The 19,123-nt window shown below is 69.9% G+C and carries 19 protein-coding genes; 8 read left to right on the top strand and 11 right to left on the bottom strand.

Features of this window, described 5'->3' with window-relative positions:
• The first annotated feature begins 108 nt into the window (after positions 1-108).
• On the top strand, positions 109-2,778 hold the full coding sequence (gene pepN, locus AAG895_RS12700) for an aminopeptidase N (RefSeq protein WP_345792372.1): 2,670 nt from the start codon (positions 109-111) through the stop codon (positions 2,776-2,778).
• A 99-nt stretch (positions 2,779-2,877) separates the two neighbouring features.
• Here pepN and AAG895_RS12695 read toward each other — a convergent pair whose 3' ends face one another.
• The 10 genes from AAG895_RS12695 to AAG895_RS12650 all read right to left on the bottom strand — a co-directional run bounded on the left by AAG895_RS12695 (position 2,878) and on the right by AAG895_RS12650 (position 10,931).
• The gene (locus tag AAG895_RS12695) at positions 2,878-3,324 is read right to left on the bottom strand and encodes a CBS domain-containing protein (protein ID WP_345792371.1); all 447 of its coding nucleotides are present in this window, start codon (positions 3,322-3,324) and stop codon (positions 2,878-2,880) included.
• Between the two features lie 130 nt (positions 3,325-3,454).
• Complete coding sequence (gene panC / locus AAG895_RS12690; RefSeq protein ID WP_345792370.1) at positions 3,455-4,282, bottom strand: pantoate--beta-alanine ligase; 828 nt, start codon at positions 4,280-4,282, stop codon at positions 3,455-3,457.
• 57 nt (positions 4,283-4,339) lie between these two features.
• A complete protein-coding gene (gene panB, locus AAG895_RS12685; protein ID WP_345792369.1) occupies positions 4,340-5,155 on the bottom strand; it encodes a 3-methyl-2-oxobutanoate hydroxymethyltransferase in 816 nt (271 codons plus the stop codon).
• A gap of 93 nt (positions 5,156-5,248) precedes the next feature.
• The gene (locus AAG895_RS12680; protein WP_345792368.1) at positions 5,249-5,887 is read right to left on the bottom strand and encodes a deoxynucleoside kinase; all 639 of its coding nucleotides are present in this window, start codon (positions 5,885-5,887) and stop codon (positions 5,249-5,251) included.
• Between the two features lie 29 nt (positions 5,888-5,916).
• Positions 5,917-6,300, bottom strand: a complete 384-nt coding sequence (locus AAG895_RS12675) for a DMT family protein (RefSeq protein WP_345792367.1) — start codon at positions 6,298-6,300, stop codon at positions 5,917-5,919.
• Positions 6,301-6,354: 54 nt separating this feature from the next.
• On the bottom strand, positions 6,355-6,870 hold the full coding sequence (gene folK, locus AAG895_RS12670; RefSeq protein ID WP_345792366.1) for a 2-amino-4-hydroxy-6-hydroxymethyldihydropteridine diphosphokinase: 516 nt from the start codon (positions 6,868-6,870) through the stop codon (positions 6,355-6,357).
• A gap of 34 nt (positions 6,871-6,904) precedes the next feature.
• Positions 6,905-8,269 carry a polynucleotide adenylyltransferase PcnB gene (gene pcnB, locus AAG895_RS12665; protein ID WP_345792365.1) on the bottom strand — a complete coding sequence of 455 codons (1,365 nt, stop codon included), beginning with the start codon at positions 8,267-8,269 and terminating at the stop codon, positions 6,905-6,907.
• A gap of 140 nt (positions 8,270-8,409) precedes the next feature.
• Positions 8,410-9,072, bottom strand: coding sequence for an HAD-IB family hydrolase (locus tag AAG895_RS12660; protein ID WP_345792364.1), 663 nt, complete (start codon positions 9,070-9,072; stop codon positions 8,410-8,412).
• A 69-nt stretch (positions 9,073-9,141) separates the two neighbouring features.
• Positions 9,142-9,834: a DnaA regulatory inactivator Hda gene (gene hda / locus AAG895_RS12655; RefSeq protein ID WP_345792363.1), complete on the bottom strand. Its 693-nt coding sequence runs from the start codon at positions 9,832-9,834 to the stop codon at positions 9,142-9,144.
• Entirely contained in the window at positions 9,831-10,931 is a 1,101-nt protein-coding gene (locus AAG895_RS12650) for an AI-2E family transporter (RefSeq protein ID WP_345792362.1), read from the bottom strand. The genes hda and AAG895_RS12650 overlap by 4 nt, the downstream gene beginning before the upstream one ends.
• Before the next feature lie 175 nt (positions 10,932-11,106).
• Between AAG895_RS12650 and purM the strand changes: the two genes are divergently transcribed.
• From purM to AAG895_RS12635, 3 genes are all read left to right on the top strand, one after another.
• Entirely contained in the window at positions 11,107-12,174 is a 1,068-nt protein-coding gene (gene purM, locus AAG895_RS12645; RefSeq protein WP_345792361.1) for a phosphoribosylformylglycinamidine cyclo-ligase, read from the top strand.
• 108 nt (positions 12,175-12,282) lie between these two features.
• Positions 12,283-12,648 carry a DUF2784 domain-containing protein gene (locus tag AAG895_RS12640; RefSeq protein WP_345792360.1) on the top strand — a complete coding sequence of 122 codons (366 nt, stop codon included), beginning with the start codon at positions 12,283-12,285 and terminating at the stop codon, positions 12,646-12,648.
• A gap of 128 nt (positions 12,649-12,776) precedes the next feature.
• Positions 12,777-13,274, top strand: coding sequence for a hypothetical protein (locus tag AAG895_RS12635; RefSeq protein WP_345792359.1), 498 nt, complete (start codon positions 12,777-12,779; stop codon positions 13,272-13,274).
• Positions 13,275-13,326: 52 nt separating this feature from the next.
• On the opposite strand, the gene AAG895_RS12630 is transcribed toward AAG895_RS12635, so the two are convergent.
• The gene (locus AAG895_RS12630; RefSeq protein WP_345792358.1) at positions 13,327-14,157 is read right to left on the bottom strand and encodes a Mut7-C RNAse domain-containing protein; all 831 of its coding nucleotides are present in this window, start codon (positions 14,155-14,157) and stop codon (positions 13,327-13,329) included.
• Between the two features lie 120 nt (positions 14,158-14,277).
• Between AAG895_RS12630 and AAG895_RS12625 the strand changes: the two genes are divergently transcribed.
• The 4 genes from AAG895_RS12625 (at position 14,278) to AAG895_RS12610 (ending at position 19,121) form a co-directional block, all read left to right on the top strand.
• Positions 14,278-16,860, top strand: coding sequence for a GDYXXLXY domain-containing protein (locus AAG895_RS12625; protein WP_345792357.1), 2,583 nt, complete (start codon positions 14,278-14,280; stop codon positions 16,858-16,860).
• A gap of 134 nt (positions 16,861-16,994) precedes the next feature.
• On the top strand, positions 16,995-17,252 hold the full coding sequence (locus AAG895_RS12620; RefSeq protein ID WP_345792356.1) for a hypothetical protein: 258 nt from the start codon (positions 16,995-16,997) through the stop codon (positions 17,250-17,252).
• Positions 17,253-17,403: 151 nt separating this feature from the next.
• On the top strand, positions 17,404-17,829 hold the full coding sequence (locus tag AAG895_RS12615; protein WP_345792355.1) for a VOC family protein: 426 nt from the start codon (positions 17,404-17,406) through the stop codon (positions 17,827-17,829).
• A gap of 167 nt (positions 17,830-17,996) precedes the next feature.
• Positions 17,997-19,121 carry an efflux RND transporter periplasmic adaptor subunit gene (locus AAG895_RS12610; RefSeq protein ID WP_345792354.1) on the top strand — a complete coding sequence of 375 codons (1,125 nt, stop codon included), beginning with the start codon at positions 17,997-17,999 and terminating at the stop codon, positions 19,119-19,121.
• The last annotated feature ends 2 nt before the right edge of the window (positions 19,122-19,123 follow it).

The following is a 19,123-nucleotide window of genomic DNA, read 5'->3' as shown; positions in this document are numbered from 1 at the left end:
AGGCACTGGAGCGCCGCCTCGCGCCCCACGGAGTGAACTGGGCGCCGCAGGCCGCGCCGGCGTACACTCGCGGACTTGTCGCGCCGTCGCGGCGCGGATGGAGAACCAATGAAAACCGAACATGCCCCAACGATCCAGCGTGCCGACTACCAACCCCTGCCGTGGACGGTGGAGACCGTCGACCTGCATTTCCGCCTCGATGCGGAGGCCACGCTCGTCACCAACCGCATGCGTTGCGTGCGCAACCCGGGCGCAGGCGAAGGGCCGCTCCGGCTGTGGAGCGAGGCGCTCGAGCGCGTCGCGCTGACCGTGGACGGCGAGGCGCCCGGCGTGATTCGGGAGACGGCGGGCGTGCTCGAGATCGACGTCGACGGTGACGCGGCGACGGTCGAGGTCGTCACCCGCATCAACCCGCGCGCCAACACTACGCTGTCGGGCCTCTACCTGTCCAACGGCGGCTTCTTCACCCAGTGCGAGGCCGAGGGGTTCCGCCGCATCACCTGCTTCCCCGACCGCCCCGACGTGATGGCGCGCTACACCGTCACGCTGGAAGCCGACCGCGAGGCCTGCCCGGTGCTGCTCTCCAACGGCAACCTGATCGACCAGGGCGTACTGCCCGAGGGTCGCCACTACGCGAAGTGGGAGGATCCCTTCCCCAAGCCCTCTTACCTGTTCGCGCTGGTCGCGGCGAAGCTGGTCGCGCTCGAGCGCACCGTGAAGACGATGTCCGGCCGCGAGGTGCTGCTGCAGGTGTGGGTGGAGGCGGGCAATCTCGATCGCGTCGAGCATGCGATGGACTCGCTGGTGCATTCGATGCGCTGGGACGAAGAGGCCTTCGGCCTCGAGCTCGATCTCGACCGCTTCATGATCGTCGCCGTGGCCGACTTCAACATGGGCGCGATGGAGAACAAGGGGCTGAACATCTTCAACACCAAGTTCATCCTCGCCAAGCCCGACACCGCCACCGATGTCGACTACGAGAACGTCGAGAGCGTGGTCGCGCACGAGTACTTCCACAACTGGACGGGCAACCGGGTCACCTGCCGCGACTGGTTCCAGCTCACGCTCAAGGAAGGCCTCACGGTCTTCCGCGATCAGCAGTTCTCCGCCGACATGCTGGCGCGCGCCGCCGGCCCCGAGGGCGCGGCTTCGGCGCGCGCGGTCAAGCGCATCGACGACGTGCGCGTGCTGCGCGCCGCACAGTTCCCCGAGGACGGCGGGCCGATGGCGCATCCGATCCGCCCCGACAGCTACCAGGAGATCAACAACTTCTACACCGCGACGGTGTACGAGAAGGGGGCCGAGGTCATCCGCATGCTGCATACCCTGCTCGGGCAGGAAGGCTTTCGCAACGGCATGGATCTCTACTTCAGCTATTTCGACGGCCAGGCGGTGACCTGCGACGACTTCGTCGAGGCGATGTCCGAGGCCAACAACGGCTTCGACCTCGATCAGTTCATGCGCTGGTACAGCCAGGCCGGAACGCCGCGCGTGAAGGCCGACGGGCAATGGAATGGCGCCGACGGCAGTTTCACCCTGACTCTGGCCCAGCACACGCCGGCCACCCCGGGCCAGCACGTGAAGTTGCCGCTGGTGATCCCGGTCGCGGTCGGTCTGATCGGCCCCGACGGTCGCGACCAGCCGCTGCAGCTCGAGGGCGAGGCTCAGCCCGGCGCCAGCACCCGCGTGCTCAAGCTCACCGAGGACGTGCAGGTGTTCCGCTTCGTCGGTCTCGCGGGCGAGCCGGTGCCGTCCCTGCTGCGGGGTTTCTCGGCACCGGTGATCCTGGAAGTCGACGAGGATGACGCCCGCCTTGCCTTTCGCATGGCGCACGATGCCGATCCCTTCAACCGCTGGGATGCCGCACAGCGCTACGCCGAGCGCGTGGCGCTCGCGCTCGCGGCCGAGCCCGCGGCGACGGTGCCCGCGGCCTTCGTCGACGCCTTCCGTGCGCTGCTCAACGATGACGCGCTCGACCCGGCCTTCCGCGCCCAGGCACTCGCGCTGCCCGGTGAGGCTTACCTGCTCGAACGCATGTCGCCGGCCGACCCCCTGGCTCTGCGCGACGCCCTCGTGCGCATGATGCGCGCGCTCGGACTCACGCTCGCTGCCGACTGGATGCGCGTGGCCGACACCTTGCACGTGCCCGGCCCTTACCGCTACCACCCGGGCGATGCCGGGCGCCGCGCGCTGGTCAATCTTGCGCTACGCTACCTTGCCGCCGCCGACGTGGGCGAGGGATTGGCGCGGGCCGAGGCGCGCTTTGCCGCCGCCACCAACATGACCGAGCGCTTCGGTGCGCTCGCCGCGCTGGTGCAGAGCGCGAGCCCGGCGCGCACCGCCGCGCTGCTCGCGTTTCACGACCGCCACCGCGACGACGCCCTGGTGCTCGACAAGTGGTTCGCCCTGCAGGCCGGCGCCTGGCGCTGGAGCGACGACGGCGAGCCCACGCTTGCGCGCGTGCAGGTGCTGCTCAGCGATCCGGCATTCAGCCTGTCGAACCCGAACAAGGTCTATGCGCTGCTCGGCACCTTCTTCCGCGCCAACCCGGGCGAGTTCCACGCCGCCGACGGGAGCGGCCACGCCTTCTGGGCCGACCAGGTGATCGCGCTCGACGCGAAGAATCCGCAGGTGGCCGCCCGCATGGCGCGCGCGCTGGAGAACTGGCGGCGCTTCACCCCGGCGCTGCAGGCGAGCATCCGGCCCCAGCTCGAACGCGTGCTCGCGGCGCCGGGGCTCTCCGCGGACGTCGCCGAGGTCGTCGGCAAGGCGCTCTAGCCTGAGTCCGAATGCAAGGGCGCCGGGCCGACTTTCGTCGTGACCCGGCGCCGTGCGCTTTCCTGTCTTCCGATACCCGCCTCAGGGGCGGGTACGCGATCACTCGGCGGCGAGATCGCCGGCGATGTAGCTCTCGAGCTGCTTGATCGTCTTTTCCTGCTGGCTGACGATGGACTTGACCATGTCGCCGATGGTCACGATGCCGAGCACCTTGCCATCCTCGACCACCGGGATGTGGCGAAAACGCTTCGCGGTCATCGTCGCCATCAGGTCGTCGGCCGTGCCCGAGAGTCCCACCGTGTAGGGCGCATGCGTCATCAGGTCGCCCACCTTGACGTCGCGCGACACCAGGCCCTTGAGTACCACCTTCCGCGCGTAGTCGCGTTCGGTGAAGATGCCGACCAGCTTGTCGTTCTCGGTGACCAGCACGCAGCCGATGTCGAACTGCGCCATCAGCGACAGCGCGTCGAACACCGAGTCGGTCGGCCGTACCGCATGGAAAGCGGAGCCTTTCTGCTCCAGGATCTGCTTCACGGTCGTCATCATCGTCCTTCTCCCCCTTCGTCGTTGAGCTGCGCGCCACGGAGTGTGGCGGTCTTTATTCTTGAGTTGTCTGGTTTTTAACCAGAACCGCGTGCCGATGCAAGGGCGGGCGAACCCTGACCCAGGGCGGCGTTCAGATCTCCAGATTGTCGATCAGGCGCGTTCGGCCCAGTTTGGCCGCCGCGAGCACCACCAGCGGGTCGTCCATCTGCATGGGCGGCTGCAGGTCGGCACGGCGGCGCACGGCCACGTAGTCGGGCTCCCAGCCGGCTGCGCGCAGCTCGGCCACGGCGTCGGTCTCGAGTTTCAGCAGGTCGTGATCGCCCGCCCGCACCGCGGCGGCGATCCGGTTCAGCAAGCGGTGGAGCAGCGGTGCGCGGGCGCGTTCGTCGGCGCTCAGGTAGCCGTTGCGCGAGGACAGCGCCAGGCCGTCTCCGGCGCGCACGGTCTCGCCCGGGATGACCTCGACCGGCACCGCCATCTCGCGCACCATGTTCGACAGCACCATGAGCTGCTGGTAGTCCTTCTTGCCGAACAGCGCGAAGTCGGGCTGCACGATGTTGAGCAGCTTCAAGACAACGGTGGCGACGCCGCGGAAATGACCGGGGCGGAACTCGCCCTCGAGGATCGAAACCTGCGCGGGGGCGGGCTCGACGTGGTAGCGCTGCGGCTGCGGATACATCACGCTCTCGTCGGGCGCGAACACATGTGCGACGCCGGCGGCCTGCAGCTTCTCGCAGTCGGCGGCGAAGGTGCGCGGGTAGCGGTCGAAGTCCTCGCCGGCGCCGAATTGCAGGCGGTTGACGAAGATGCTGGCGATCACGCAGTCGGCATGTTCGCCGGCCTGACGCATGAGGGCGATGTGGCCCTCGTGCAGGTTGCCCATGGTGGGAACGAAGGCGACCTTGCCGGCACGGGCGCGCGCGGCGCGCAGGCTTTCGATGGTGTCGTGGATCTGCATGGTGGCGGTCGGGGTTGTCGGGACGGCAGGGAAGGGCTGCTGGCGCGTTTCCGTGTCTCAGTAGCAGTGCTCGGCGGCAGGGAAGCTGCCGTCCTTGACCGCGGCTGCATAGCGGGTCACGGCTTCCTCGATGCTCGCCGCGCCGTCCATGAAGTTGCGTACGAAGCGCGCGGTCTTGCCCGGGAAGATGCCGAGCATGTCGTGCAGCACGAGCACCTGGCCGTCGCAGTCCGCGCCGGCGCCGATGCCGATGGTGGCCATCGTCTTCAGGCTGGCGGTGATCTCGCCGGCGAGCGCGGCCGGCACCATTTCCATCACCATGAGCGCGGCGCCGGCCTGCTCCAGCGCGAGCGCGTCGGCCTTGAGACGGGCGGCGCCTTCGTCGCTGCGGCCCTGCACCCGATAGCCACCGAGCTGGTGCACCGCCTGCGGCGTCAGGCCGATGTGGGCGCACACCGGCACCCCACGCTCGACGAGGAAATGAACGGTATCGGCCATGAATGCGCCGCCTTCGAGCTTCACCATCTGCGCACCGGCCGCCATCAGGCGGGTGGCGTTGCGCATCGCCTGCTCGCGGTTCTCGTGGTAGCTGCCGAAGGGCATGTCGGTGAGGATGAGCGGCCGCGCACCGGCGCGCGCCACGCACTCGGTGTGGTAGGCCATCTGCTCGAGCGTCACGGGCAGGGTGGATTTCTGTCCCTGCAGCACGTTGCCGAGCGAGTCGCCGATGAGGATGGCATCGACGCCGGCGCGCCCGAGGAGGGCGGCGAAGCTGGCGTCGTAGGCGGTCAGCATCGCGATCTTGCGGCCCTCGGCGCGCATCTTGCCGAGTTCGAAGAGGGTGACGGGCTTCTGGTCCTGGAGATAGCTCATTCGACGCTCCTGAAGGGAGGGCGCAGTGTTCACCAAACTGGTGCATTGCACAAGTGTGTTGCCCCCAATCGGCATGGGGAGATCGCTAGGGGTTTACCCCGAGTAGCCGAAGAACTCCCGGTAGCTGCGCATTTCTCTCAGGCGCTCGAGCAGAAGCTCGAAGTCCTCGTCGCGATCGACCGGATTGAGCTGGCCGGAATCGACGATGAACAGCGGCGCGGCCTCGTACTGGTAAAAGTAGCGCGTGTAGCGGTCGGCCACCTGCTGGAGGTAGGACTCGGTGATGCGGCGCTCCGCGTCCAGGCCGCGCTTGCGGATGCGCTCCATCAACGCCTCGGGGCGCGCCTGCAGGTAGATCACCAGATCCGGGCGCGGTGGCGCGGCGGGACGCAGGCCCTCGTGGATGCGGCGGTAGAGCACGAGCTCGTCCGGCGACAGGTTCTGCTCGGCGAACAGGCTGTCCTTGTCCATCAGGAAGTCCGCCACCACCCGGCGTTCCGGGCCGACCGGCCCCAGACTGGCGAGCTGGTCGATGCGCTGGAACAGGAAGGACAGCTGGGTGGCCATCGCCCAGCGTTCGGGCTGCTGGTAGAAACGGTTGAGGAAGGGGTTGCTCTCGGCCTGTTCGAACAGGGGCTCGGCCTGCAGGCGCTCGGCGAGTCGCCGCGCCAGCGAAGTCTTGCCGGCGCCGATCGGACCTTCCACGACGATGTAGTGAGCCTTGTCCAGCATCCGTGGCTGCTCCCGATGACTGCTCCGCGCTAGCTGCGGAAGATGAAATAGACCGCGCCGAGCATACACAAGGCCGCCCACAGATAGTCAAGCTTGATCGGCTGCTTCATGTAGAGCACGACGAAGGGGATGAACACCAGCAGGGTGATGACCTCCTGCATGATCTTCAGCTGGGCGAGGCTGAGCGCGGTGGCGCCGATACGGTTGGCCGGAACCTGCAGCAGATACTCGAAGAGCGCGATCCCCCAGCTCACCAGTGCCGCCATGTACCACGCCTTGCCCTGCATGTTCTTCAGATGCCCGTACCAGGCGAAGGTCATGAAGACGTTGGAGGCGGTGAGCAGCAGCGCGGTCTGCAGCCAGACCGGGCTGGCGGTGAAGGTGCTGGTGGCGGGCTGGAGCCAGGCGGGCATGGCGGGCGGAGCGCGTGGGGGGCGGGGGCGTACGGTGTCGATTGTCCGCGGCCGTCAGCGGCGGCGGGCATCGGGCCCCGCAGGGGCGATGCGTTCGATCGCCTGGTCCGCGACCGTGGGCAGCAGGCTGGCCGCATTGCCCTTGCCAGGTATGACCGTGTCCGGCGCGATCTCGGCCAGCGGCCGGAGGGTGAAGGCGCGCACATGCATGCGGGGGTGCGGCACCTGCAAGCCGGGTTCGTCGATCACCTCTTCGCCGAAGAGCAGCAGGTCGAGGTCCATCGTGCGCGGCGCCATGTGGAAGTCCCGCCGCCGTCCCCCCTCGCGTTCGATGGCGAGCAGGGCGTCGAGCAGCGAGCGCGCGCCGAGCGCGGTGTCGAGCCCGATCACCGCGTTGATGTAGTCGGGCTGCCCGTCGACCCCGATCGGCGCCGTGCGGTACAGCGACGACTGCGCGACAACGCGCGTATCCGGCAGCGCGGCAAGGCGCTCCAGCGCCAGTGCGAAAGCGGCGGCGGGGTCGCCGAGATTGGCGCCGAAGGCGACGAAGGCACGCACGGTGCTTGGCATGGGCAGGTCTGGCCGGACGCGTCGAACGCAGCGTTCAGGCGTGGTCTGGCGCCGGCACGGCGTCGCCCGCCACGCCCGCGGGCTTGCGCTTGCGGCGGCGGCGTTTCTTGGCCGCCGGTGCGGTTTCGGCCGGCGCCTGGCGGATCAGCGCCTCGCGCTCGTCGTGGCCGGCGTGGGCGAAGCGGTCCCACCAGTCGACGATCTCCATCGGGATCTCGCCCGCCTGCGCACGCAGGCGCAGGAAGTCCCAGCCGGCCCGATAGCGGGGCTGCTCGATCAGGCGGTAGGGGGTCTTGCCGACGCGCTTGTCGAAGCGCGGCTGCAAGGCCCAGATGTCCTTGATGTCGCCGGCGATGCGGCGGGTGATCGCGAGCTTGCCCGCCTGCGCGTCGAGCACCTCGTCCATCGCCTCGAACAGCGCCGGCTGGCTGTGCTCGCCGGCGGCCGTCTTCTGCTCCCAGGTCTTGAGCACCTCATGCCACAGCAGCGTGGAGAACAGGAAGCCGGGCGACACCGACTTGTCCTGGCGCACGCGTTCGTCGGTGTTTTCCAGTGCCAGGGTGACGAAGCGCTCGCCCATCGGCTGCTCGAGGATCACGTCGAGCAGCGGCAGCAGGCCGTGGTGCAGGCCTTCGGCGCGCAACTGCTGCAGGCACTTCATCGAGTGGCCGGAGAACAGCAGCTTCAGCATCTCGTCGAACAGCCGCGCCGCGGGCACGTTCTCGAGCAGCGGTCCCATCTCGCGGATCGGCTGGCGCGCCGCGGGGTCGATGGTCAGCCCCAGCTTGGCGGCCAGGCGCACCGCGCGCAGCATGCGCACCGGGTCCTCGCGGTAGCGCGTGCGCGGATCGCCGATCATGCGCAGCGTTTTCTGCTGGATGTCGGCGACGCCGTGGTGGTAGTCCACGATGGTCTCGGTGCCGGGGTCGTAGTACAGGGCGTTGACCGTGAAGTCGCGCCGGGTGGCGTCTTCTTCCTGGTTGCCGAAAACGTTGTCGCGCAGCACGCGGCCGTGCTCGTCGGTCTCCGCGCTCTCCGCATCCTGGCTGGCGCGGAAGGTGGAGACCTCGATCGTCTCCGGCCCGCTCATGACGTGAACGATCTTGAAGCGACGGCCGATGATGCGCGACCGGCGGAAGGCGGCACGCACTTCCTCGGGTGTGGCGCTGGTGGCGACGTCATAGTCCTTGGGCGGCTGACCGATCAGCAGGTCGCGTACCGCGCCGCCGACGACGAAGGCCTTGAAGCCCTTTTCCTGCAGCACCGCGCACACCTTGCGCGCCGCGGGCGAGAGTTGGTCGCGGCGCACGCCGTGGCGTTCGACGGGAATGAGGGCGGGTTCGTGGCGTGCGGAGGTGGCCGGGCGCTTGAAGACCTTGCGCAGCAGCTTGCGGATCATCGGGAGAGGAGTCGTGCTTGCATAAGTGCGCAATGATAACCGATGCGTTCGCCCGGGCGCGGTGCGGGGACGGCTTTCACGCGGGCGATCGAGCACGGCGCAAGGCTCGAGCGCGCGCGCCCGAGCACCGCCTGCCGGGGTCAGCGCAGCGAGATGACCGGCCAGCCCTCTGCCTGGGCGTGGGCGCGAAGGGTGTCGTCCGGGTCGACCGCGATCGGGTCGGTGACGCGGCCCATCAGCGGCAGGTCGTTGTGCGAGTCGCTGTAGAACCAGCTGCGCGCGAAGCTGCCCAGGTGCAGGCCGAGTGATTCCAGCCAGTTGTCCACGCGCTCGATCTTGCCCGCCTTGAAGGCCGGCATGCCGCGCGGCTTGCCGGTGAAGGCGCCGCCTTCCTGCGCCGGGATGGTGGCGACCAGGTGCGGGATGCCGAACTCGCGCACGATCGGGCCGGTCACGAAGGCGTTGGTGGCGGTGACCACGGCGACCAGCGCGCCGCTGTCGAGGTGCTGCTGCACCAGCGCCCGGGACTTGGCGGTGATCATCGGCCGCACCGACAGGTCCATGAACTCCTCGTGCCAGGCGTCGAGCTGCGCGCGCGGGTGGCGGGCGAGCGGGGCGAGCTGGAAGTCGAGGAACTCGAAGATGTCGAGCGTGCCCGCCTTGTACTGCTCGTAGAACTGGACGTTCTTCGATTCCTGCACCTCGCGGTCGAGCACGCCCTTGCCGATGAGGAATTGTGCCCAGGCGAAGTCGGAGTCACCGGCGAGGAGGGTGTTGTCGAGGTCGAAGAGGACGAGGTTCACGGTTGTGGCTCCGGGTTGAGTCGGGATATCGGGACGGGGCCGGCACGCGCCGGCGCCCGCTCCGGCAGTTCAGATTTCCAGCCCGCGCTGGATCATCTCGCGCAGCAGCGGCAGGGTGATCGGGCGCTTGTGTTCGAGCGAGGCGGCGTCGAGCGCGTCGAGCACGGCGAGCAGGCTGGAGAGCTCGCGGCGGCCATGGCGCAGGAGGAAATCGACCACCTCATCGGCCAGGCGCAGCCCGCGACGCTCGGCCAGGGTGGCGAGGATGGCGGCGCGCGAGGCGTCGTCGAGCGCCTGCACCTCGTAGATCAGGCTCTGGCCGATGCGCGTGCGCAGGTCCTCGCGCAGCTGCAGCGCGAGCGGCGCGGCAGGCCCCGACAGCAGCAGCGACTGGCCGTTGATGCGGGAACGGTTGAAGGCATTGAAGAGCGCGATCTGGGCCTCGGCGCCGAGCTGGTCGACGTCGTCGATTGCGAGCAGGGCGTCGGCGGTCTCGGGCAGGCCGTCGTCGATGTCCGCGGCGGCGAGCAGGTGCGCAGGCCGTCCGGCGGCGCGCGCCATGGTGGCGGCCGCGCGCAGCAGGTGGCTGCGGCCGCTGCCGGCGCCGCCCCACAGGTAGAGGTGGCGGGTGGGCAGCTGCGCGGCCGTGGCCGGCGCGGCGAGCAGCGACACGATGGCGACGAGCTCGGCGTTGGCGCCGGCGACGAAGTTCTCCAGCGTCGGCGGTGCGTCGGGGCGGATGTCGAGGACGAGCTGCTTCATTGCTTCACGTCATCCGCGGCGGCGTGCCCGTCCTTGCCGAGATACACCGGGCTGGCGAGCCAGGCACCGCGCATTTCGCGCAGGCCGACGAGCAGGGCGGCGCTCACCGGCAGCGCCACCAGCACGCCGACGAAGCCGAACAACTGGCCGAAGGCCATCAGCGCGAAGATCACCGCGAGCGGATGGAGGCCGATGCGCTCGCCGACCAGGTAGGGGGTGAGCAGGAAGCTCTCGACCAGCTGGCCGAGCCCATACACCACCGCCACGCCCACCAGCGGCGGCCAGCCCTCCGCCTGCAGCAGCGCGGCGAGGATGGCGAGGATCAGTCCGCCACCGAAGCCGACGTAGGGGATGAATACGAGCAGGCCGGTAAGCACGCCCACCGGCAGCGCGAAGTTCAGCCCGGCGAACCACAGCCCGAGGCTGTAGAACACCGCCAGGATCAGCATCACCGAGAGCTGGCCGCGCAGGAACTCGGACATCACCGAGTCGATGTCGCCGATGATGCGCATGGTCCGCTCCAGCCACGGGCGCGGCACGATGCGCTGGAGTTCGTCGAGGATGCGTGGCCACTCCTGCAGCAGGTAGAACATCACCAGCGGAATCAGGAACAGGTTGGCGACGAGACCGAGCAACGCCATGCCCCCGGCCTTGAGGTGGCCGAGCACGATCGGCACGATGTCCTGCGCGCTGGTCCAGTTCTCCGCGATGAGCTGGCGGAACTGCGCGGCGTCCAGTTGCAGGTCGATGCCCAGTCGCGCCATCAGCAGCGGCGACACCTGTGCGTTGAACATCTCGACCAGGTCGGGCAGTCGGCGCACCAGCAGCACGCCCTCGCGATACACCATCGGTACCAGGATCAGCGCCAGCGCGACCAGGGCGAGGCCGAGTGCGATGATCACCAGCAGCACGGCGAGCGGGCGTGGTACCCGCCGCGCCACCATCCAGTTGACCGCCGGGTCGCAGATGTAGGCGAACACCGCGGCGATCACGAAGGGGGTGAGGATCGGCCCGAGCAGCCAGAACAGCACCGCAAAGGCGAGGCCGGCCGTGGTCCAGGCGACGGTTTGCAGGCGGTGGGCGCGGGGAGCGGTCATTTCAAGTAAAATCGCGGACTTGGCGCGGGGCTTGGCGCCCGCGAAACCCGTAAATGTAGCCACTTGGCGTTGCGGCCTCAAGCGCGTTCGGTCGCGCGGCGGCCGCCGTCGAGTGCAGCGTCCAGCATCCAACGCAGTACTCAGTCCTGTATCCAGCGAGCCCAGAGGAACGATCTTGAGCGACCATCATCCCGCCCCCCTTGACCCCCAGACCCCGCTCTCCTACCGCGACGCAGGCGTCGACATCGACGCCGGCGACGCCCTGGTCGACCGCATCAAGCCGCTCGCCAAGCGCACCATGCGCCCCGAGGTGCTGGGTGGCATCGGCGGCTTCGGCGCGCTGTTCGAGCTGTCGAAAAAGTACAAGGAGCCGGTGCTGGTGTCCGGCACCGACGGCGTCGGCACCAAGCTCAAGCTCGCCTTCCAGCTCAACAAGCACGACACCGTCGGCCAGGACCTGGTGGCGATGAGCGTCAACGACATCCTGGTGCAGGGTGCCGAGCCGCTGTTCTTCCTCGATTACTTCGCCTGCGGCAAGCTCGAGGTGGATGCGGCGGCCGACGTGGTCAGCGGCATTGCGCGCGGCTGCGAGCTCGCCGGCTGCGCGCTGATCGGCGGCGAGACAGCCGAGATGCCCGGCATGTACCCGGCGGGCGAATACGACCTCGCCGGCTTTGCCGTCGGTGCGGTGGAGAAGGCCGACATCATCGACGGCAGCAAGATCGTCCCCGGCGACGTGGTGCTCGGCCTGGCCTCGAGCGGCGCGCACTCCAACGGCTACTCGCTGATCCGCAAGATCATCGAGCGCGCCGGCGCCGACATGGACGCGCCCTTCCACGGCCGTCCGTTCCGCGACGTGGTCATGGAGCCCACCCGCATCTACGTCAAGCCCTTGCTGGCGGTGATGCAGGCGATGCCGGGCGTGGTGAAGGGCATGGCCCACATCACCGGTGGCGGCATCACCGAGAACGTGCCGCGCATCCTGCGCGACGAACTCACCGCGCGCATCGATGCCGCGAGCTGGACGCTGCCGCCGCTGTTCCAGTGGCTGCAGCAGGAAGGCAAGGTCGACATGCAGGAGATGTACCGCGTGTTCAACTGCGGGATCGGCATGGCGGTGGTGGTGGCCGCGGCCGACGCGGAGGCGGTGGTGGCGAAGCTCGAAGCCGCGGGCGAGACGGTGTATCGCATCGGCCGCATCGACAGCCGTCGCGAGGGCGAGGCGCAGACCATCGTCGGCTGAGCCTGCTGCGCGGGTGCGCCGCGCGCGCCGGGATGAGCGCCGTCCTGCACCCGCTCTCGCACCCCGACCCGGCCGCGCGCCGGGTTTTTCGTTCATGGAGGCGCGCACATGCTCCATCGCATCGCCGCCGACGCCGTGCTGCTGCTGCATCTGGCCTTCATCGTGTTCGTGCTGCTCGGCGGCCTGCTCGCGCTGCGCTGGCGGCGGGCGCCCTGGCTGCATCTGCCGGCCGCCGCCTGGGGCGTGTACATCGAGCTCAGCGGCGGTCTGTGCCCGCTGACGCCGCTGGAGAACAGCCTGCGCCGCGCAGCCGGGGAGGCGGGATACGATGGCGGCTTCATCGAGCATTACCTGCTGCCGGTGATCTACCCCGCCGGCCTGACGCAGGAGATCCAGTATGTGCTTGCCGGGATCGTGCTCGTGGTGAACGTGCTCGCCTACGGGTGGGTGTGGAGGCGGCGCCGGCGACCCTGAGCCGCGGGAAGCCGTGCTTCCGACCGGGCCGATGGCATCGGGAGTAGCATGAATGCCGGGCGCCATTCGTCTCGCCGCGGTCAGGAATGTGCCTGCGGCTGGCGGCGCAGGAATCGGGAGGACGAGGGATGCGGGCGGTGTGGCCGGTTTGGGTGAGCGGCGTGCTGGCGGCGGCCTTGTTCGTCGGCGTGTCCATCTATCTCTGGCCGCTGCGCCCGGGGGTGGTTGCGCTGCAGTTCGCCTGGCACCCGCAAACCTTCGGCGGGATCATCCACCTGTGGTCGGAGGCCGACCTGGCGCGTTACCGTGGCCACTTGCCGGTCGATATGGTGACCTTGCTCGCCTATGGCGCGTTTGGCTGGCTGCTTGCGACGCGCACCGCCGCGTTCGCCGTGCTTGCTCCCTGGACGCAGGCGTGCGCGCGCCTGTGCCTGCCGCTGGCGGCCGCGTTCGACGCCGCCGAGAATGGCTTCCACTGGTGGCTGACCGCGGTGCCGCGCTTCGACACGCCGGCCACCTACCTCGCATCGACGACCTGCTCGGCGCTCAAGTGGGGCTTGCTGATCGGCTTCGGCGTGCTCGTACTGCGGGCGCTGTCGCGGGCACTGGCGCGGGCGGAGGCGTGAGCGGAGTGGCCGGCGGGGCTGCGGCTGGCATTGGCCTGCGCCACGTGGCCCCTCAGTCGCGTGGCGATGCATGCGCCAACAGCCGGTCCGCCACGCTGCGCATCCGTCGCCAGTGCGAACCCTCCCAGAACACGCGCCCGCAATGGTCGCAGGTGGCGAACCGGGTGTGCCGCGCGCGTACGTCCGGCGGCAGGCGACTGCTGACCGCCGCCTTGTCGATGGCGTGCAGCGGTGCGTTGCACGCAAGGCACAGGTAGAACGGTTTCGCGCTGCGCGCAAGGTCGAGGCGGGTGAGCACTTCTGCAGCCTGATGCTCGGGGCGGGGGGCATGGACGAAGCAGCCGTGGGTGAGTTCGCGGCGCTTGAGCAGTTCGCGGTCGCGGGTGAGCACGATGCGGCCCTCGCGCTCGGCGATGGCCACGACTTCGGCGTCCTCGTAGTGATTGTCGTACAGCGTATCGAAACCGGTCAGGCGCAGCAGGCGGGCGAGGCCGCCGAGGTGGGCATCGGCGATGAAGCGGGTGACGCGCAGCGGCGCGTCGCGCACGCGCAGCAGCGGCGTGACGTCGAAGGTCTCGAAACGCGGATAGACCGACACCCGGTCGCCGTTGCACAGGAGGCGCCCGAAGCCGACCGACTCGCCATTCACCAGCACAAGCTCGACCTCGGTGTGCGGCACGCCGAGGGCCTCGACCATGTGCTTGACGGTAGCAACGCGTGCGCAGCGCGCTTCGAAGGCATGCCCGCGCCGCTGCGGCGAGAGGAAGTCGTTGAGCTCCTCGTAGAAGCGGAAGCTTGCGACCACCGGGCCGTCGTCGGGCGCGGTGTGCGGGCCGCGGCGGGAGTCGGGCTCCGGGGCGGATTCCAGGGTGCGGTCGGACATCGGGAGGCCTGCGTGCGGCAATCCATCACGCTCCAAGCATAGTGCGTGCTGCCTGTGGCGGCGCTGCCGGCGGTCTTGCTGATACCCTGCACAACCTCTCTGGCATTTCCAGATGCGCGCATGAACTTGACTTCCGAGCAGCGTGGGCTGCTGCTGCAACGGGCAGAGTCGGGCCGGCTGACTGCCGGCGAACTTGCGCGCGCGCGTGACGCCGGTGCGCTGCAGCCTACGGTGTCCGAGTGGCGCGACCTGCTCGAGCGCGTGCTCGCGTTTGGCGGCGCGCTGCTGCTCACCGCCGCCCTGGTGTTCTTCCTCGCCTACAACTGGGATGCGCTGCATCGCTTCGCGCGGCTTGGCCTGGCGCTGGGTGCGCTCGCCGCCTGTTGCGCGGCGGCGATGTGGGCGGCGGCTGGGCGCGGCGCAGGCTGGCGGGCGGCGTTGTTCGGAGCCAGCGTGGCGACCGGCGCGGTGCTGGCGCTGGTCGGGCAGACCTACCAGACCGGCGCCGACATGTGGCAGCTGTTTGCCGCCTGGGCGGCGCTGATGACGCCGTTCGCGCTCGCGGCGCGGTCGGCGGCGAGCTGGGCGCTGTGGCTGGTGCTCGCAAACCTGGCGCTGGTGAGGGCGTTCTCGCAGTCGGTGTGGTGGGGGTTCTTCGACGCGCTCGGCGATGCGCAGGCGCTGCTCGCGATCGCGGCGTTCAACCTGATCGTGCTGGTCGTTTTCGAGGGTCTCGGCCTCCGGTTACTGGCGAATCCGCGCCGCTGGCTGCAGCGCCTGGCTGCGCTCGGAGTGCTGGCGCCGCTGTGCGCAGGGGGTGTGCTCGGCTGGTGGGAGCACGAATTCCGCGTCGTGGCGGCGAGCTTTTCGGTTGTGGCGGGCGCGATGGCGTTCGCCTACCACCGCTGGCGACGCGACCTGCCGATCCTTGCGCTGACTGTGTATGGCGGCATTGCCGTGCTCACCGGCGGGGTCATCAAGGCGCTGCGGGTGGAGAGCTTCTTCAGCCTCAACCTGGTCGGGCTGTTCGTCATCGCGACCTCGGCAGGCGCGGGGGTCTGGCTGGCGCGCCTGCATCGGCAGGCGGCGAGCACGGAGGCCACCGCGGGGCGCGACCAGATCGAGGACGCCCTTGGCGCGCCATCCCCATGGTGGCTGAGCGCGCTGCAGACGCTCGCGGCCTGGGTCGCCTCGCTGCTCATCCTGGCGTCGTTCATGCTGCCGCTCGCCCTCGTGGGCGAGCGGGCACTGCTGCGGGCGATCGCCGGTGCGGTGCTGTGTGGCGTGGCCATCGCACTGTTCCGGCGCGAGCGCCTGTTTACAACGCAGATGGCGCTCGCCTTTTCGCTCGCGGGACAGGCGCTGCTGGTGTCGGCGACCGGGGCCGGATGGAGCGCCTTCTTCGACGCCGGGCGGCAGTGGGCGGCCGCCGGGCTGTTGGCGGCGGCGGCGATGGCCTGGCCGCGGACGAGTCCGCTCCATCGCAGCCTGTGTGCGCTGCTCATGGCCCTCCATGGCGCTGCGCTGATCGGTGTGGGTGTGGGGCTGGAGGTGCTCGCCGCTGCGCTGGCCGCGTTGGTGGCCGCACTGTGGATGACGCGCTCGCGCTGGGCGGATACGGGGCAGGGGGCGCTGATCGCGGCGCTGGTGCGTGGTGGCACGCTCGCCGCGCTCGCCTTGCCGGGCTTCATCGGCGCGGCGCGCGGCCTGCAGGGCAGCGATGCATGGCGTATCGTGCTGTGGAGTGGCGGCATCGGCGAGGCGGACGGGGTGTTCGTGCTGCGCGTCGGCGTGCTGTCGATCGCTGCCGGAGTGCTCTTCGCCCTGTTGGTGGCCCGGCTGACGGCGGCGGCCGGGTCGCGCCGGCGGGCGCTGGCGGTTGCAGCGGCGGTGGCGCTCGCCGTGCTGTCGCAGCCGGCGCCGGGGCTGCTGGTGGCAGCCAGTCTCTTCCTCGCCTGCTTTCGCGGTGGCCACCGCGGCTTCGCCGCGCTCGCGCTCATCGCCGCCGTAGCCTATGTCGGCGATCACTACTACCGCCTCGACACCAGCCTGCTGATGAAGTCCGGGCTGATGGCGGCCAGCGGCCTCGTGCTGCTCGCGCTGCGGCGCTTGTGGCCCGCAGCGGCGGGCGTGGGCGTCGGAACGGCGCTCGAGGGCGCGCCGGACCGTGGCGCGGCGCAGGCGTCCCGGGCACCGATGCCGTCCTGGCTGCGGGCCTCGCCGGCGGCTGCCTTCCTGCTGGTGGTGGGTGTGACCGCGCATGCGGTGGTCGATTTCGAGCGCGTGTTGGCCGCGGGGCGCATCGTCCTGATCGAGCTTGCGCCGGTCGATCCGCGCTCGCTGATGCAGGGCGACTACATGGCGCTGCGGTTCGCGCCCGACGACGGCTTGCCACGTCGCACGGAAGGCGGCGCGGCGCCGCCGCCACGCTTCGCGTATCTGGAGGTGGATGAAGAGGGGCGGGCGCGCCTGGCAGGTGTCGGCGAGAGCCTGCCGGCGCCGGCGGGCGCCATCGGATTGCGCATCCGCATGCGCGATGGGGCACCGAGCGTGGGACCGAACGCATTCTTCTTCCAGGAGGGCCAGGCCGCCGGCCTGGCCGGCGCGCGCTGGGGGGAGTTCCGCGTGGCGGCCGACGGCATGGCCTTGCTCACCCACCTGCGCGATGCCGATCTGCAACGGCTCGGGGAGACAGTGCGCTGAGGCGTGCTATGAATTGAAACGTGTGTGGTCTCGTGCGCGCGCTGATCGTGCATGGGGTCTGCGGGCTTGCATGCGCATCGGTCGGCGGGCGGATGCGGCTCCTTTCCTGATCGACGCCGCTCCTGGAGGCTTCCATGAAGATCCGTTCCCTGCTGGCGACGCTGGCTGGCCTGGCCACGATTGCTGCGGGCGCTGCGCTGCTGACCGCCGGTCCGGCCGCGTCGCCGGCCGTCGCCCAGACCCTCACCCGCGTCACCCCCGAGGCCTGCGTGTGTTCGCAGGGGCTCGACCTCGGCGCCCAGCGTGGCCTTGCATCGGTGCTGTACAACTGCCAGTGCGGCGGGCTGCAGTGCGTGGTCCATGTGCAGTCGGGCCAGCTGCAGTGCCGATGAGCCCGATCGGTCGATGCGTGCCTCCGGGGGGAGCCGTGCGCCACGGCGCGCGGTCGGTCAGCGGCGTCGCCCGTGGGTGTGAGCGCTGTGGGCCGACCCCTGCGGCTCCGCACGGCCCTTCATCCACTCGACCGCAGCCAGGAATGTCCCCATGAAGTCTCGCATCAGCTGCATCACCCTCGGCGTCGATAGTCTCGAGCGCGCGCTCGTCTTCTACCGCGACGGTCTCGGCTGGCCGACGAAGGGCATCGTCGGCGCCGAGTTCGAGCATGGCGCCGTCGTCTTCTTCGATCTGCAGCCGGGCTTGAAGCTCGCGCTGTTCCCGCGCCGCAGCCTTGCCCACGATGCGGGCGTGACGCTCGGTCCGGCGAGCTCGACCGAGTGCCTGCTCAGCCACAACGTTGCCAGTCGCGAGGCGGTCGAGACCGTGCTGGCGCAGGCGCGCGTGGCGGGGGCGGAGATCCCGCAGCCGGCGCGCGACACCTTCTGGGGGGGATATGCCGGCTACTTCAGGGATCCCGACGGCCACCTGTGGGAGGTGGCCTGGAATCCGAAGTGGCCGCTGCCGGACGACTGACTTCGAGTCGTGGCGCGTGATGCGGCGCGCGGCGAAAAAGGCTTCGGGCAATCCGCTGCGGTCTTGAACTCGGGGCGCGGCTGCATTGTCAGCCTTGGGCGTCGTCGTGCCGCGGTGTGTGACAATCACGTGCGCCACTTCCCCACTACTCTCTTTCCCGGATCCTCATGTCTTCGCGTCGTCCTCTCATCATCGCCGTGTGCATCGCGGGTCTTGCTGGCCTGGCGGGGTATGCCTGGCATGCCAATCAGCCGCATGCGGGCGGTGCGGGGGCGCCTCGGGTCGGGGCGCCCCCGCAGGCGGCGGGAGGCGGGGGGCCGGGGGCTCCGGTCGCGGTCGAGGTGGCGGTGGTGCAGGCGCGCACGCTCGCCGACGACGTCAGTGCGGTGGGCACGCTGGTGTCGAACGAGTCGGTGGTATTGCGCCCGGAGGTGTCCGGCCGCATCGAGGCGATCCGGTTCCGCGACGGCGAGGCGGTGCGGCGTGGCGCCATACTGGTGGAGCTCGATGCCGCGGTGCAGCGCGCCGAATTGCAGCAGGCGCGCGCCAACCTGACCCTGGCCGAATCGAACTTCCGCCGCACCCAGGATCTGTTCGGGCGCAAGTTCGTCAGCCAGAGCAGCCTCGACGATGCGCGCGCGAAGCTCGAGGTGGCGCGCGCCAGCCTCGCGCTGGCGCAAGCCCATCTGGCGCGCATGCAGATCCGCGCGCCCTTCGATGGCGTGGTCGGCATCCGCAGCGTGAGCCCGGGCGACTTCGTCAAGGACGGCGACGCGCTGATCAACCTCGAGGACATCGCCACGCTGAAGGTCGATTTCCGCCTGCCCGAGCTCTATCTCGACCGCGTGCGAGCCGGCCAGGCGCTCGAGCTGTCGAGCGACGTGCTGCCGGGGGCGCGCGTCGCCGCCACCGTCGAGGCGATCGATCCGCTCGTGGATGCGCAGGGTCGGGCGGTACGCCTGCGGGCCAGCCTGGCGAACCCGGCGCTGCGCCTGCGCCCCGGTGTCTTCGTGCGCGTGCGCCTGATCCTTGGCGAGCGCGCCGCGGTGCCGGTGGTGCCCGAGGCGGCACTGGTGCCCGCACCCGGCAACACGCAGTTCGTGTATCGGGTCGATGACGGCAAGGTGAAGCGGGTCGAGGTCAGGACCGGCCAGCGCCGCCAGGCGGTGGTCGAGGTGGTCGAGGGGCTGGAGGCGGGTGCGGTGGTGGTGACCGCCGGCCAGCTCAAGCTGCGCGACGGCGCGGCGGTGAACGTGGCCGGTGCGCCTGCCGGCGTGGCGCGGGCGGACTGAAC

It is taken from the genome of Thauera sp. JM12B12 (assembly GCF_039614725.1).
In the GTDB taxonomy this organism is placed as follows: Bacteria; Pseudomonadota; Gammaproteobacteria; order Burkholderiales; family Rhodocyclaceae; genus Thauera.
This window is presented reverse-complemented; position numbering and strand designations above follow the sequence as displayed.